This is a genomic window from Bacteroidota bacterium (genome assembly GCA_017303975.1).
GTDB lineage: Bacteria > Bacteroidota > Bacteroidia > JAFLBG01 > JAFLBG01 > JAFLBG01.
Genome location: JAFLBG010000004.1, coordinates 14,711 through 31,364 on the forward strand (window position 1 = coordinate 14,711; position 16,654 = coordinate 31,364).

At 37.3% G+C, this 16,654-nt stretch carries 11 protein-coding genes; 7 read left to right on the top strand and 4 right to left on the bottom strand.

Annotated elements, in window-relative coordinates; translation table 11 throughout:
* Positions 1-15 precede the first annotated feature (15 nt).
* The gene (locus tag J0M08_02435; protein ID MBN8701892.1) at positions 16-696 is read right to left on the bottom strand and encodes a T9SS type A sorting domain-containing protein; all 681 of its coding nucleotides are present in this window, start codon (positions 694-696) and stop codon (positions 16-18) included.
* Positions 697-828: 132 nt separating this feature from the next.
* On the opposite strand from J0M08_02435, the gene J0M08_02440 reads away from it, so the two are divergent.
* The 4 genes from J0M08_02440 (at position 829) to J0M08_02455 (ending at position 4,296) form a co-directional block, all read left to right on the top strand.
* Positions 829-2,382: an aldehyde dehydrogenase family protein gene (locus J0M08_02440; protein ID MBN8701893.1), complete on the top strand. Its 1,554-nt coding sequence runs from the start codon at positions 829-831 to the stop codon at positions 2,380-2,382.
* A 27-nt stretch (positions 2,383-2,409) separates the two neighbouring features.
* Positions 2,410-2,727, top strand: a complete 318-nt coding sequence (locus J0M08_02445; protein MBN8701894.1) for a nucleotidyltransferase family protein — start codon at positions 2,410-2,412, stop codon at positions 2,725-2,727.
* Positions 2,708-3,052, top strand: coding sequence for a DUF86 domain-containing protein (locus J0M08_02450; GenBank protein ID MBN8701895.1), 345 nt, complete (start codon positions 2,708-2,710; stop codon positions 3,050-3,052). The genes J0M08_02445 and J0M08_02450 overlap by 20 nt, the downstream gene beginning before the upstream one ends.
* Before the next feature lie 80 nt (positions 3,053-3,132).
* Complete coding sequence (locus J0M08_02455) at positions 3,133-4,296, top strand: TlpA family protein disulfide reductase (GenBank protein ID MBN8701896.1); 1,164 nt, start codon at positions 3,133-3,135, stop codon at positions 4,294-4,296.
* Positions 4,297-4,364: 68 nt separating this feature from the next.
* On the opposite strand, the gene J0M08_02460 is transcribed toward J0M08_02455, so the two are convergent.
* From J0M08_02460 to J0M08_02470, 3 genes are all read right to left on the bottom strand, one after another.
* Positions 4,365-4,739: a pinensin family lanthipeptide gene (locus J0M08_02460; GenBank protein ID MBN8701897.1), complete on the bottom strand. Its 375-nt coding sequence runs from the start codon at positions 4,737-4,739 to the stop codon at positions 4,365-4,367.
* Between the two features lie 195 nt (positions 4,740-4,934).
* The gene (locus tag J0M08_02465; protein ID MBN8701898.1) at positions 4,935-5,291 is read right to left on the bottom strand and encodes a pinensin family lanthipeptide; all 357 of its coding nucleotides are present in this window, start codon (positions 5,289-5,291) and stop codon (positions 4,935-4,937) included.
* A 232-nt stretch (positions 5,292-5,523) separates the two neighbouring features.
* Entirely contained in the window at positions 5,524-9,486 is a 3,963-nt protein-coding gene (locus tag J0M08_02470; GenBank protein MBN8701899.1) for a gliding motility-associated C-terminal domain-containing protein, read from the bottom strand.
* Between the two features lie 423 nt (positions 9,487-9,909).
* On the opposite strand from J0M08_02470, the gene J0M08_02475 reads away from it, so the two are divergent.
* The 3 genes from J0M08_02475 to J0M08_02485 all read left to right on the top strand — a co-directional run bounded on the left by J0M08_02475 (position 9,910) and on the right by J0M08_02485 (position 16,650).
* Positions 9,910-11,628: a gliding motility-associated C-terminal domain-containing protein gene (locus J0M08_02475; protein ID MBN8701900.1), complete on the top strand. Its 1,719-nt coding sequence runs from the start codon at positions 9,910-9,912 to the stop codon at positions 11,626-11,628.
* A 10-nt stretch (positions 11,629-11,638) separates the two neighbouring features.
* Positions 11,639-13,003, top strand: a complete 1,365-nt coding sequence (locus tag J0M08_02480) for a PQQ-dependent sugar dehydrogenase (protein ID MBN8701901.1) — start codon at positions 11,639-11,641, stop codon at positions 13,001-13,003.
* A 71-nt stretch (positions 13,004-13,074) separates the two neighbouring features.
* Positions 13,075-16,650: a T9SS type A sorting domain-containing protein gene (locus J0M08_02485; protein MBN8701902.1), complete on the top strand. Its 3,576-nt coding sequence runs from the start codon at positions 13,075-13,077 to the stop codon at positions 16,648-16,650.
* Positions 16,651-16,654: the final 4 nt, after the last annotated feature.

Below are 16,654 nucleotides of genomic sequence, written 5' to 3' on the forward strand. Positions count from 1 at the left end.
TTGCTTTTTTCTTAACTAGTTTACTACAACAATCTTTTGAAATGCCCCAACATTTGAGCCGCTTTCTAGGCGATAATAATATACACCACTTCCTACAGTAGAAATATCTAATTTAGGATGGTTTTTATCTATCGCTAAACTGGTTACCAGCTCTCCTCTAACATTATAAAGTGTAAACAGAAATCCATTCTCACTTCTCAACATATTAGGATCAAATGCTAGCAAACCTGTTGTAGGATTGGGAAACGCTTGTAGCGTTCCAAACAATGGATTTATATTGTCGATAGCCGATGGCCCACCGGCAGCAACAACAAACGATTTAGAAATAGAATCAGAATGTAAAATATTACACGTTGTTGGGTCTGTAAATGGATCTGTAGTATTGATAAAATAGTTCAGCGAATAATTACCCGGAGCTAAAAATCCTAACGATACAGTATCTGTGCTGTGGCAAATTACAGTCAACATACCAACATTGTGGCATGCATCAATGGTAATTGTTGTGCCGGTTCCAATTCCTGCTACCGAACTATCTATCATAGCGCAACTACCACTCGTAAACATAGTATATGCAACTACTTTTATGTAGTCGTTAGTAGTTGGGTTGGGAGGAATAATTTTTAGACTGTCTATTGAATGCGCTTTTGCTAAAATAGATATGCAAAGGATTATAAAAATAGTAGTTATCTTTTTCATCTTTTCTAATGGTTTGTGGTTATTCTCAAATATCGAACTAAAAAACCAAAATATACAATCTAAGAAAATTAAAGAATTGTAATTTTGTTTTGAAAAGATTAGTTTAACTTTAATTAAAACATTGTCAATTTTATGGAAACACTAACAAAAACAACAGATATACAAGCAATATTAAAGCAGTTAGGTATAAATGCAATTAATAGTGGAGCTTGTACCGGAACAAATTGGATAGATACAAAAGGCGAAGAACTTTCTTCCTTCTCGCCTATTAACGGAGAACTGATTGCCAAGGTAAAACAAGCTACAGCTGCAGATTACGAAGCAGTTGTTAAAAAAGCACAAGAAGCTTTTGTTACATGGCGTATGATGCCTGCACCCAAAAGAGGGGAAATCGTGCGTCAAATAGGCGATGAATTGCGCAAATACAAAGAGCCATTGGGTAAACTGGTTACCTACGAAATGGGGAAAATATACCAAGAAGGATTGGGGGAAGTGCAAGAAATGATTGACATCTGCGACTTTGCAGTTGGTTTGTCCCGTCAGTTGCATGGTTTAACCATGCATTCAGAACGCTTTAAGCATCGCATGTATGAGCAATACCATCCACTGGGAATTGTTGGAGTAATTTCTGCATTTAATTTTCCTGTGGCTGTATGGTCTTGGAATGCTAAATTGGCAATGGTTTGTGGAGATGTTGTAATTTGGAAACCATCTGAAAAAACTCCTTTGACTGCAGTTGCTTGTCATAACATCATTTCAAGTGTATTGAAGAAGAATAATGTACCGGAAGGTGTTTGTTCGTTAGTTATTGGAGGTGCTGATATTGGAGAGTTGATGTCGAACGATACAAGAGTACCTTTAGTTTCTGCCACAGGATCTACCCGTATGGGTAAAGCTGTAGGTGTAGCTGTTGCTAAACGTTTAGGAAGAAGCTTGCTTGAGTTAGGAGGAAATAATGCCATTGTAATAACTGAAAATGCTGATTTGGACATGGCTCTAAGAGCAACGTTATTTGGAGCGGCAGGAACCGCAGGTCAGCGTTGTACTACCACTCGCAGATTAATTATTCACTCTTCTGTGTACGAAACATTTAAACAAAAATTAATTAGCGGTTACAAACAAATTACAATCGGAAATCCACTAGAAGCGGGAACGCTTGTTGGTCCGTTGATTGACACACTTGCAGTAAAAAATTACGAACACGCCATTGCAGAGGTTCAGAAACAAGGAGGAAAAATTGTTTGTGGTGCTGAAGTTTTAAAAGGGGATAAGTACAAATCAGGATGTTATGTAACGCCAACAGTTGTTGAGGTTCCTGGTAATGTTCAAATGGTAAAGGATGAAACGTTTGCTCCTATTTTATATTTGTTGAAGTATACTACATTAGACGAGGCTATTGCCCTACACAACGATGTGCCGCAAGGGTTATCGTCAGCTATATTTTCAAGAAACATGTTGGAAACAGAAAAATTCTTGTCACACGAAGGTTCAGATTGCGGAATTGCCAACGTAAACATTGGTACTTCTGGAGCCGAGATAGGTGGTGCATTTGGTGGCGAAAAAGAAACCGGTGGTGGGCGCGAATCTGGCTCAGATGCATGGAAAGTGTATATGAGAAGACAAACCAACACAATTAATTATAGCACAGAGTTACCATTGGCGCAAGGGATAAAGTTTGGAAACTAGTTCATATAAAAACAGTATTTTTGTGTTATGAATTTACCTGTAAAAACAAAGCAAGAGCTTATTGATAGACTGCTTTCCAACCAAGAACACATAACGAGTTATGGTGTTAAACGGTTAGGTATTTTCGGCTCTTTTGTTAGGGATGCAGCCAAAGAAACAAGTGATATAGATTTTTATGTTGATATAGCTCCCGAGTACAAAACCTTGAAAAACTTTATAGGTTTAGGGGATTATTTAGAACAACTTACCGGAAGAAAGATAGAGCTCGTTACCCCCCAATCATTAAGTAAATATATTGGACCATACATATTAAAAGAAGTAGAATATGTTCCCCTCGCAGCTTGAGTTTTTAAGACATATACTTGATGAGTGTGCTTATATTCAAAAGGCAATAAAGGGAAAAACACAGGAGGAGATTCTCGATGATGAAACACAGACAAAGGCGATTATACGCAGTCTTGAAATAATAGGAGAGGCTTCCAAGCGTGTTGATGAAGTGATAAAAGTAAAATATCCTCACATAGATTGGAGGGAAATGGCAGGAATGAGGGATAGACTAATTCATAATTATTTTGGAGTAGATCATGACATTGTATATAACACAATTATAAATGATATCCCGGAGCTTCATCACGAAATAGCACGAGTACTAGAAATTGAATCAGAGTAATTTATATTCGAACGGTGAAAAAAATAGTATATTATTCCCTCTTTATTCTACTTCCTTGTTGCAAAAACAACACTCATCCGATGAAAGAACTGTCAAATGGAACTTATAGAGCAGAATTAATAATTGATTCAAGGAAAAATATCGTTCTTCCCTTTGTACTTGTTGTTCAAAAGAATGATAGTTTATCACAATTGACTATCCTAAACGGAGAAGAGAAAATTACTGTTGATGAAATTGTTGTAAAGAACAAAACATACATTATACAGCTTCCTGTTTTTGATTCCGAGATAATTGCCAAAGTAGATAGCGATGGTGTTTTCAGAGGTACGTGGATTAATCATGCGCGTAAAGACATGAATGTTATTGCTTTTGAAGCCGAGGCCCAAAAAGAGTATCGTTTCTTTCCTGTTGAAGATAACTACAAGGGATTTGATTTTAGTGGCAAATGGGAAGTTGCTTTTAGTCAAGGAGCAGAAGATGAATACAAAGCATTGGGAGTTTTTTCTCAAAAGGGAAATCGTGCTTATGGCACGTTCTTAACAGAAACTGGCGATTATCGCTATTTAGAGGGAAACGTGAAAAACGACTCTTTGTATTTATCATGCTTTGATGGCTCACATGCATTTTTATTTAAAGCTGTGAAACAAGCTGATGGAAGCTTGCAAGGTGAATTCTGGAGCGGCATACACCATTATGAGAAATGGATAGCGAAAAGGAACGATACGTTTGAATTGGCTAAGCCGGATACGCTGATTAAATCAATCACTACAAATGAAATAGATTTTTCATTTCCCAATCTAGATAGTGTAATAACTACACTAAGTGATGAAAAGTATAAGAATAAAGCAGTAGTTGTGCAATTAATGGGTTCTTGGTGTCCTAATTGTATGGATGAAACAGCCTATTTATCGGAATTATATAAGAAATTGGATAAAAGTAAAATCGAGATTATTGCGTTGTGTTTCGAGCGAACTACCGAATTTTCTGTTGCAAAAAGAAATATCGAACGACTGAAGAACAAATACAATTCCAGCTACCAATTTTTAGTGGCGGGTACTGCTTCAAAAAAAGAGGCTGCCGAAAAACTACCATGGTTGAGCCATGTAGCCTCTTTTCCAACTACCATTCTATTAAACAAAAAGCACGAAGTGGTGAAAATTTACTCAGGTTTTAATGGTCCTGCAACGGGTAAATATTTTGCGGAATTTAAAATAGAATTTGAAAGGGAAGTAGAATTGCTTTAAAATTCTGACTTATGCTACACGGCACACTAATAGTTATTTAATTCCTTCACTTTTTACTTGCATCTAAGCTATAGTGTATTATTCAACCGGTTTACACAAGGGCTATTTATATTCGTTGCGGTACCTCCAGTATTGTTGCCAGTACCCGTATTACTTATATCACAATTGCCAAAATGACTAGCCAACCCGCACTGCAATCCATCGGTCAAATTACAATTATAACCAGTATAACAAATTAAACCATCAACAGTAAATCCCTGACCCGTGCAATGATCTGATGCCGGACATTTCCATACAGCTGTTTCCACACCATTTACGCCAGCTTCAACACCCTGTGCCATCCCTGTCCCCCCCCCAATTGTAATTTTTTCATTAGAGCTCAAATTTGTTACAAAACTTTCTACTTTAATTTCGTTTAGGCTAAGTTTTTTAGTTGATTTCATGTTTTTAGTTTTTATTGTTTTTTATGATTCAAAGTTACCCGCCAATTTTTTCTTTGCCCATTTTAAAAAGATACATATTATATCAAAATATGATATTGTTTGTAATAAGTATCGATTAGTAATATAATTAAATGAACTCATATGATGTTAAATTTACAGCTTAAAATAGAAATTGCCGGGTTTAAATACAGCCAACTAACAATTAAATGCTTCACTTAAACAAGCTATGGTAACATGAGTTCCGCATCCACGAACAGTTTGGCAAAAAAGGTTGTTGCTATCTGTACATAGCAATTGAGATGCGCCATGACCAATTGTAAAAGTGTCATTTTGTTCCATTAGAGTTGCAACTGCACATGAAGCACCTAGTCCCGGTGTTGCAGGTTGTGCTGTTGGAACAGCTGTGAGCGTACCCACAAGCGCACTTGCATATTGACCCATCATTGGCTTGGCTTCTCCACCATTTATAGTTTCTTTCTCTTTTACATTAATACTTGTAACAAAACTCTCTACTTTAATTTCGTTTAGGCTAAGTTTTTTAGTTGATTTCATGTTTTTTAGTTTTTATTTGTTTAGTAATTTTTCTTTGTACTTAGTACTTGATACTTTGTACTTTTTTGTTTGATGATTCAAAGTTACCCCGATTGCCAACCCGCCTTCCAACAAAAAAATGTGTATTATATAAAACTGATAGCAATAAAAAGAGATTAAGGTGTTGATAATCAAATAGCTAAATAAAATTCACATTGCTTAATTTTGGGCGCTTTCTAACTATGTACATGGTTTATTTTACCACATTTACGTGCCCCACAAAGGAGTGTCGTCCACCTTTTTTATCGAATAATTTAATAAGCCAAACGTATGTATCTTGCTGTGCTAGCTCTTTTCCATCATTTGCTCTACCCTCCCAGCCGTAATTTACATCATTAGATTTAAATATTTCATCGCCCCATCTATCAAAAATTAAGAGTGTGTATTTGTCAACATCTATTAAGCCCATAGGAACAAACACATCGTTTATACCATCGCCATTGGGTGTAAATGTATTGGGTGTAAAAAACATAAACTCCGTATCTACATACAATTGCTTGCTAATGGTGTCTTTGCATCCGAACGAATTTTGAACAATTTGCTGAACCTGAAAATATCCGGTATCGGAATAAATGAAAAAGGGATTTTCTTCTGTACTAAGTGAATTAGTAGCATCTCCAAAACTCCAAAACCAGTTGCTGGCACTTGTTGATTGATTGGTAAAATTTACTATTGTATTAATTTCTGCAGGTTCTGGATTTATTATAAAATCGGCCTTAGGACCTGGGTATATTGTAATATGGTTTGTGGCCAAAACGGTATCTGAACAACCTAACGTATTTGTAACAACAAGTTCTACCGAAAAGGTTCCATCTTGTGTATAACAATGTAATGGAGTATTGTGAGTAGAATATGTTCCATCTCCAAAGTCCCAATATTGAATGGTGCTAGAAGATGTGTTAGTGAAATTAACACACAATGAAGTACAACCGAATGTTGTATCTACGGAAAAAGAAGCCTGTGGAGATTGTTTAATAACAATATTTTTAGAGCTAGTTGCGGTACATCCGTTTGCATCCGTTAATTGAACCCAAAACAACGTTGTGTTTGTGGGACTTATTAGCAAAGTATCTAGAATAGAACCGGTGTTCCAAGAATAAGTATAGTTCGGGGTTCCCCCGGTTGGTAGGGCTTGAAATAACAGCTTTTCCCCCTCACATATCGAATCGCTCAAGCTAGCTAAAGTAACGGAAAGCAAAGGCGGGTCAATTATTTGTACGCTTGCTGTAGCTTTACATCCACTACTATCTGTAACTTCAACACTATATGTACCCGCCCCAATTGCAGATATTATAGCACCTGTACCTGCATTGCTCCAATTGTATATATAAGGGCTTGTTCCTTGCGCATTTGCAACGATAATTCCTGTTGTTTGTCCATTACACAAAGGGTTTGTTGCTAATAGGTTTATAGAAAGAGGTGCGATACTCAAAACAGTATCCACTCCTGTTATACTGCAACCGTTTGCATCTGTAACCGATACACTGTACGTGCCTGCAGATAAGGCCGATATTATATTAGAAGAAGCACCGGTATTCCAAGCATAGGTGTAGGCTCCTGTTCCGCCAGAAGGAGTAACAGAAATACTTCCGATAGATTGTAAACAATTATCGGAAGAGCTGGCAAACAAAAGATTTAATAGAGGGGGCTCTGTAATCAGTACACTATTCGTTATAGAACAATTGTTTGAATCGTATACCGTTACCGAGTAATTGCCTGCGGAAAGATTGGCAATAGAGCTTGTGGTAGCACCATTACTCCAAGCATAAGTACTACCGCCCAAAACCGAAACATTACCACTGTTGTTGGCATTGCAAAGCAAATCTATTGGGGTAATAGTTATGGAAAATGGTGGTGGTTCTGTAAGTACAATCGAAGCAGATGACGAACAGAACCCATCGGAAACCGTTATTGTGTAAGTGCCTGCGGCCACATTGGTCAATTGTGAATTTGTATGTCCATTGCTCCATAAATAATTGAATGGGCCTAAGCCTCCCGTTACGCTACTCACAGCACCGCCCGTAGCACTACCATTGCATGTTGCATTGGTAAACGAGGCGATGTTAGCCGTGAAAGATGCTGCTCCTCCAATGGTAATTGTTGCTGTTTTAATCAATGGATTGCACGATGCATCCGTTACGGTAACTGTATATACTCCAGCTGTTAGACCTGTAGCAACATTAGAACTGTTGCTACTTACCGACCAAACATAAACAAATGGAGCTGTTCCTCCAACAGTAGTTACCGTTGCTGTTCCATTAGATTGCCCACAGCTGGCTGCGGAAGTGGATGTAGTTAGGGTTAGTGTACTTTGTACACAATTAACAACTAGTCCAGAAACAGAAGCCACAAATGTATTTCCAACAGCATAGATTTCTTGGTTAGGCGCAAACACCATATCATACACAGCCCCCGATGTAGCAGCCGAGGTAACAAATGCTAAATTGCTATCGTATTTTCTTATTCCTGTTGTGGTGCCCACATATACATTATCACAACTATCTACCAACACACCCGAACACGATCCGGCAGTAGCGTTGGTTATTTTAATTTGCGCCACCAGTGCTCCGTTCGTAATGCTTCGCTTTTTTAGTGTATCGCCATTGTAGGTGTACACAAAACAGTTGGATGCAGCAATACAATTTTGTGGACCCGGATTGGAAAATTGGTAGTTGGGTGTAATATAACCATGGTTAGCGAAAGTATAGCCCGAATATATACTCCACAAAGGGGTAAGTGTTGGTGTGAACCCAAAAACCTTTCCAACAAAATTTCCCCCATTATGAATAGATATTCCATAAAAATTACCATTGGGCGACAAGCACATTCCCCTTATTTCTGTGTAGGGTGAAACACCAAACCCACCAACTGGTGCACTGGGGTTAAGGTTGGTAAGATTTACATTTACTACGGCACCAAAATTACCACTTGGCGGAATTGATGTTCCGCCAACTAATTGTGTTTGTGTAGCATTAAAGCACAATACAAAATATTCCCACCCTCCAGTTCCAAAACCGGTTGTATTGGTAACAAGGGTTAAACCATTGGGGTCAATTTTTTGAATTTCTCCATTTCCCTGACCATTACTAACATACGATACACCACTATTTGTTGTAACCAAATCGCCAAACCAATTGGTACTGCTGGGTATGGTGTTTGATGTCCACTGTGGTACACCGGCAGAATTGTATTTTCGTAGCTTAAATGGCAATAGTCCTCCATATACATAAACATTTCCTGCTGCGTCCCTATCTACATCTAGTGCCTTGTTTTGTGAGGTAAAAACGGGGTTTGTGGTCCAAGGATCAATAACGAGTGTTTTTGATTTATCGTATCCATTTGGAAAATGAAATGAAACAACATTATTGTCTAGCTTGAACGATGACTCAACGACTTTTCCAGGTGTCTCGTAAAACGAATATGGTGCGTGGTCTATAATATCCCCGAAAAGGGTTGGTATGTTAATATTTCCCGTAACGGTATCCACATAACATATGCTTCCACTATATTTCATTTTTATTACCGCAACATTGGCTCCAGGATGTACAATAAAAGCATATTTAATACCAGGTCTATTTTCCGGAAACGAATACACTAAATCTATGCCCGGATATAAATTTTTGTATATTATTTTTTTATATGACTTTGCGTGATTGATGCTTTCCGTCAAAGATATATTATAATGAAACCGTTCTGAAGTTTGCTCATCTGCAATTATATATGGTTTTGGATTTGCTCCCATCCATTCTATATTTACCAAACTTGTATTTACAATATCCAGCAACTTCATTTTTTCTCGGTTGCCATTTTTTCTTTGCTCCTCTTTGTATTCCCTGGTTCCGCTTTCCCATTGTTCTAACATTTTATTTTTTTCATCACTTTTACCCCACTCGTCCATTCTGTATGTTAAGCCCTTTTCGGTAAAATATATTTGAAATCCCATATTTTCCACCCCATATTGAATCTTATTTTCAGGCATTTTATCTTTACCATCAAATTGCCCTAAATTCTCTACAAAAACTTTGTACTCAAATGGAGATTTTTCCCAGGTAGAAACTTGGCTGTAGGATTTGAATGAGCAAAGAAAGGTTATAACCCCAAGTATAAATGCGAGTTTCAAAAAAAAACATATATCCATTATATTTTTTTTCATCATTGCACTATTGTTGTTTGCCTATTAGAATAAGTTTAATGTACCTCATTTTTTTATTATTGTTCCAACAAGAAAATAAACATTATGAGGAACCGATTATGAACTATAATTTGCAAAAGAATAAAAATCAAATGTATATTGTCTTTTTCTAGGCGTTCAATTTACTATTGTTAGCTTCAAACAAGCCTCAAATTTTTTTTCACAATTATTATACGTTCATAAATAGGCCGCTATTGAACTATTATCAAGTAAAAAGTTATTTGTGTTTAAAATAGATGAATATGTGCATTATTTATAACAAGTTGATAATACGCGGTTGGCATTCTAATTGCGTGTTCAAAACACAATTATTTCAATTTTTTTGTTTGGTATTGTTTATTGGTTGGTATAAATTTCAAAGCAGCAACAATAACCTAAAAGAAGAAAGTGTCTAATAAAGGAGCTATCAAATTTTTACAGTACGTTCAAGTGCTTTTAATTATTAGCATTCGTTTAAATGCCCAAGGCGGGATGTGGTCATTTATGAGTGGAGATACGGGCACAACCGCAAACGCTATATTTGGAACAAAAGGCACACCTTCTTCTCAAAACAAACCACCTGGCACTTACGAGGCTTGCGAATGGACAGATCATAACGGAAACTTTTGGCTATACGGAGGTGCAATGAATGGCGGAGGCGTTTCGGGTGATTTATGGAGGTTTACTCCCAGTACAAACGAGTGGACATGGGTGCATGGTTCTGGTGCTGCAAATGCGGTTCCTGTATATGGTACAAAAGGAAGTCCATCTCCCAATAATACTCCTGGCGCAAGGTGTTTAGGGATAATGACTTGGGTAGATAAAAATGGAGACGACTTATGGTTATTTGGAGGAAGTACCCCAAGTAGTGGTGTAATGAATGACTTGTGGCGGTTTACTATTTCTACTGGACAGTGGACCTGGATGAGTGGAAGTAATGGTGGGGGATCTGCTGGAGTATATGGTATAAAGGGGATACCATCTTCTTCAAATTATCCGGGAGCACGCTGCGAAAATAATGCCACCTGGGTAGATAGCATAGGTAACCTATGGCTTTTTGGGGGTGCTGATTTTAATTTTGATTACTACAACGATGTTTGGAAATTCAACCCTTCCTCAAACGAATGGACATGGATGTGGGGAATGCCGGCAGCAACCAACAATTCACCTTTTCATGCAGGCAAAGGTGTTATGGGCACACAGAACGACCCCGGAGGACGCAGTGTTTATGCAAAATTTATAAACAAAAATGAACTATATATTCTTGGTTCTATGCATGCATCTGGTTCTTTTAGGAATGACATGTGGAAGTTTAATATAGACTCTTTGCAGTGGACATTTGTAAATGGTGTAATTACAAAAAACGATACCGGCTCTATGGGGGCATATTGCACGTACGATTCAAGCAATCTACCTTGTGCTAAACTTGAAAACAGGGCATGTTGGAATGATGCACCTTGTGGTTTTTTTGTTTTTGGAGGGTCTTTGGTAAAGCCTGGATCGGTTGGATATTACAACGATTTATGGCGATACGATATATATAATGATGAGTGGGCTATAGTGTCCGGCACTCAACACACATCGCAAATTCACTCTATTGGAACACCTGGTATTGCAAGTATTGCAAACCATCCAGCAAGTAGATCGGGGGCAAATGCCTTTTTCGGAAAAGATGGAAATTTGTGGATGTATGGTGGAGCGACCATATTTCCCAACGGAACTTGGTACACCATAAAATACACCAACGATTTATGGAAGTTTACTTTCGATACTACATGTGTGCAAATTTGCAACGCTGTATTCGATTCCATAAATACAGACTCTACTATTACTATAATTCCAGAACAGCATTTAATTATTCCTAACGTATTTACACCCAACGGAGATGGTATAAACGATGTATTCAAAGTATCCATGAATGGTTACGAAAATTACTCCATCCAAATCTATAATAGATGGGGCGAAATAGTTTTTGAAACCATTGATATACTAAAACACTGGAATGGAAATAAAAATAATGATGGCGATACGATGGCCGATGGAACATATTATTATATAATTTCTGTTATAAATTCATTACGTTCGGAAAACGAAGTTCACAAAGGGTTTATTACGTTACTTAAATAAAATGATGTAAATGAATGCAACAAGAATTAAACTAGTATTTGCTTTTATACTAACAACATTTGGTTGTAATATAAACGCACAAATAAGCAATTATTTGCTTGACAGCACCAATGTAAACATAACAACAATTGTAGACAGCAATAAATGTGATATGCCCTGGGATATCAACTGGGGACCTGATAACCGACTTTGGTTTACAAATAGAAAATATATTGTTGCATACAACTTTTCAACTCAGCAATTAGATACCATTTTTAATAAAGGAAAGGGGAATTACATGGGGCTGGCCTTTCATCCCAATTTTTCTGTAACACCAGAAGTATTTGCAACCTGGGATACCTCTCTCTACTATGGTGGAGGTCAAGAGATACAAGTGTTTAAATATATATATGATGTCACTGGGGACTCACTTAAAAACGAAACATTGTTTGTTAAGTGGTTTCACCCTGGAGAACATTCCGGGGGGAGATTACTTGTTTCGCAAGATTCAAAACTTTTAGTTACCACATCGGAATACGGCTGTCAACAAGATACAGGAAATAATTACCTATCCGGTAAGGTATTGCGAATAAATCTAGATGGTTCTATACCAAGCGATAATCCAATACCCAATAATTTAACCTACAGTTTTGGTCATCGAAATTCACAAGGAATAATACAATTGCCCAATGGCAAAATTTATGCCTCTGAAATGGGCCAAATGATTGACGAATTAAATTTTATTAAGCCTAATAAATATTACGGATGGATGGACTCTGATGGAAATAATATATGGAATACTTCTACTTGTAAGGGTTTACCCATAGAGTTTCCTATTGATGCAGGAACAAATCCACCCTCCGGAATAGATTGGTATAGTCATTCTGCCATTCCAGAATTTAAAGATTGTATTTTAGAATCTGTACTAAGTTTTGGAGGATATATAGGTGGTGTTATTGCTTATAGATTGAATAGTAGCGGAGACTCTGTGGTTTCTAAAAAACATTATTTCATTGGTAGTGGAATGAAACGAATTAGAGATGTTGCTGTAGCCCCCGATGGTAGTGTGTATATTATTAGTAACGACAGAGCTTACGGAAGAATTAGAAAAATAGAAAAAAGCACATTTAATTCTGTTGAAAAAAATGATTATATAAGACCGTCAATTTCTATTTATCCAAATCCTGCTACAGAAAATGTATTTATAAAATCGAATAGTGGTGATTCCTTTTTAGTAGAGATGATAGATGTTTTTGGAAACATAGTCTGCAAAACTATAATTAATGCACAAAACAACGTTATTGGCTTACAAAATATTGCAGCGGGAGTTTATTTTACAAAAATTTATTTCAACAAAACCGTAATAAGTGATTCTAAAATTGTTGTTATTAAATAAAACACATGTACAAACAAAATTTAAAATCCAGCCTTTTTATAATTATCGCTTTTTTTTGCAAATCTGTATATGTGCAAGCACAACCAAGCATTACACCCGATTGGGTAAATAATATTGGTTTAGATAACGGAAGTGATGAGGTGCGTTCGGTAGCAGTAGATGCTTCTGGAAATGTTTATATAACCGGCTCTTTTCAAGGTTTAGCAGTAGATTTTGATCCTGGTGCCGGAACAAATTACTTGGCTTCGTATTCTGGCTCTACTACGAGCGATATTTTTTTGGCTAAATACAATAGCTCAGGTTCTCTCGTGTGGGCTTTTGGCTTAGGTGGATCTGCTGCAGATGTTGGTTATAATGTATCTATCTCCGGAGACTATGTATATTTAACCGGAGTAATTAATGGCACATCTGCCATTGATATGGATCCATCTACTAATACAAATACTATTACCGGAGCGGGCTCTACCGATGCCTTTGTGGCTAAATACACATCTAGCCTTACACCTACAGACGCTTCTTTTTATCAATGGGCTTTCGCTATCGGAGGAACCGGTGCCGATGCAGCATATCAGGTAGTCGTATCCGGAACCGATATTTATTTTTGCGGAAGCATATTTGGCGGTACCGCTATAGACATGGATCCCTCTACTAACACTAATACCATTACCGGTGCAGGTGCAAACAATGATGGTTTTGTTGCAAAGTACAATGGAAACTTCGCACCAAGTAGTACATCCTTTTATACTTGGGCGTTTCGGTTTGGTAGATCAACAGCAAGTGAGATTGTTTACAGTATAGCCGTGGCTTCAAACAATATTTATATTGCAGGACAACTACCCACTTCAGCTGGTAGCGATTTAGACCCCTCTGTAAATACTTATACCTTAGGAGCAAATGGAGCGGCAAGTGATATTGTTATAGCAAAATATGATGCAAGTTTAGATCCTACCAATACCTCTTTTTTTATTTGGGCTTTTAGGGCAGGGGGAACTACAGCAGATATTGGTTATAAATTAGCCAATAGTGGTGACGACCTTTATGTAACTGGGGTAATTAACGGCACCACCGCTATAGATATGGATCCTTCTACTAACACTAACAGTATAACAGGCGCAGGTAGTACTGATATTTTTGTAGCTAAATACGATGGTAGTTTACTGCCGAGTAACACCTCCTTTTATCAGTGGGCTTTTAGAGCAGGCTCTACCGGAGCCGATGTTGGATATGATATTTTTTTAGATGGAACCGATTTGTACATTTCTGGCTCTATAAACGGAACTGCTGCTATAGACATGGATCCATCAACCAACACAAATAACATAACAGGTCAAGGAGCTAACGATGCATTCGTAGCAAAATACGATGCAAGTATAGATCCAAGCAACACCTCTTTTTATCTTTATTCGTTTGCATTAGGTGGCACGGCTAATGATGTAAGTTATGCAGCGGCTTTAGAATCATCTAACTTTTATTTGGTAGGTAGTCTGCTGAGCACTACTATGGATATGGACCCAAGTGGAAGCACTGTAAACATAGGATCTTCATCAAGCACAACCGATGGCTTTATTGGAAAATACTCTACTGCAGGGGCGTATAGTAATGCGTTCTCAGTTGGAGCAGGGGGAGGAAGTGATGCCGGTAGCTCTATAACAGTAGATGCTTCCGGTAATGTGTATGCAGTTGGTACGTTTAGGGGGGAGAATATAGACTTTGACCCATCTGGTTCTACTTCTTTTTTATCTTCTTCCGGTGGCACGGACATTTATGTGGTTAAATACAATAGTTCTGGGGCACTTGAATGGGCGTTTAAAATTGGAGGAACAGGAAGTGATGCTGCTACTAGTATTAAATTATCCGGAACAGATATTTATGTTTCAGGCTCTATTAATGGCACTAGTGCTATTGATATGGATCCATCTACCAATACTAACAACTTAACAGGGGCTGGGAATGACGATATTTTTGTTGTAAAATACGATGGAACTTTTGCACCTAGCAGCACCTCTTTTTATCAGTGGGCGTTTAAAATTGGGAATGCAGAGTTCGAAGGCAAAAGTGATTTTACCATTAACGGCAACGATTTATACTTGGTAGGATGGTCTATATCCACTTCTGTTTTAGATCTTGATCCATCTGGAAATACCAATACAGTTATAAATGGCACCAGCTCTCCTTATGTCTTTTTGGCTAAATACGATTTAGGCGTAGCTCCCAGTAGTGCTGCTTTTTATCAATGGGGGTTTAATACCGAATTAGATAATAATCAGTCGAAGACCATTATAACTATAAACGGAACAGATATTGTTCTTACATCAACAAAGCAGCTGCAATCAAATACAGTAGATATAGACCCTTCTGTAAATACCTATACAATAACAGGCAGAGGTTTAGCTATGGTAAAATACGATGGTAATTTTTTACCTAGCAGCACTAGCTTTTTTAAGTGGGGTTGGTGTAGTGGTAATCTTGATATGGTCAATGGCTCATCTTTTACTGATGCACTTTTGGACGGCAACTATCTATATGTATCAGGGGCAATAGGGTATGATATGGATATAGACCCTTCCTCTAATAGCTACAACATAGGGGGATCTATATGCGGATTTATTGACGCATGTTTAATAAAATATGATATTAGCTTACTTCCTTCAAACACTTCTTTTTATCAATGGGCATTTACTCTTTCTAGTACAAGTGATTGCATTGGAGGTTCAAATGAATCTATCAACTCCATAAAAATAGTTGATGATGACCTATATGTATTCGGCTATATTGATGATACTCCCGTTGATGTAGATCCATCCGCTAATACTAGTAATCTAACCCCTACATCATCAGGACAAGCTTTTTGTTCAGTATATAAGAAAAATCTATCTCCATCAAATACATTTTTTTACCAATGGGGCTTTATTCCAACAGGTGGGGGTGGTTTTGGAAATGAAATGGCGGTTGATGCAATAGGAGATTTATACATTACTGGCTCGTTTTATGGTGAGTCGGTAGATTTTGACCCTACTGCAGGAACATTGGCGCATTCGGCTTGTTTAACCGGAACAACAACAACAAATGCGTTCGTTGGAAAATACGCTTCTGGTGTTCCACTTCCTATTGAGCTTACATATTTTAATGCCGAAGCTGTAAATAACACAATGGTAAATGTTAGCTGGGAAACTGCTTCCGAAAAAAACAACAGTCATTTTGTGGTGGAAAAAACAAAAGATGGAGAACATTTTAGCGTGGTAGGAGTGGTAGAGGCAAGCGGAAATTCATCTTCTAAAATAAATTATTCAACCATCGACTCTTTGCCATACTTAGGAATCTCGTACTATAGGTTGAAGCAGGTTGATTATGACGGAAAATACAGCTACTCCAATTTAGTGGCTGTTGATATAGATTATGCTGGAATTTATGTTTATCCTAATCCAGCAACCAATTCCTTAAACATAAAACTAGAAGAGAAACATATAAATAGTTATTATGAAATAGAGTGTATAGATATGTTAGGAAGGTGCTTTTCGATTAAAAATTACTATACAGAAAATAATACCATTACAATATATAAAATTGATATCCCTGATGGAGTATATACATTAAAAATACTTCAAGGCGATACATCCTTTATTCAAAGGATAATTATATCTCAGTAGTTTA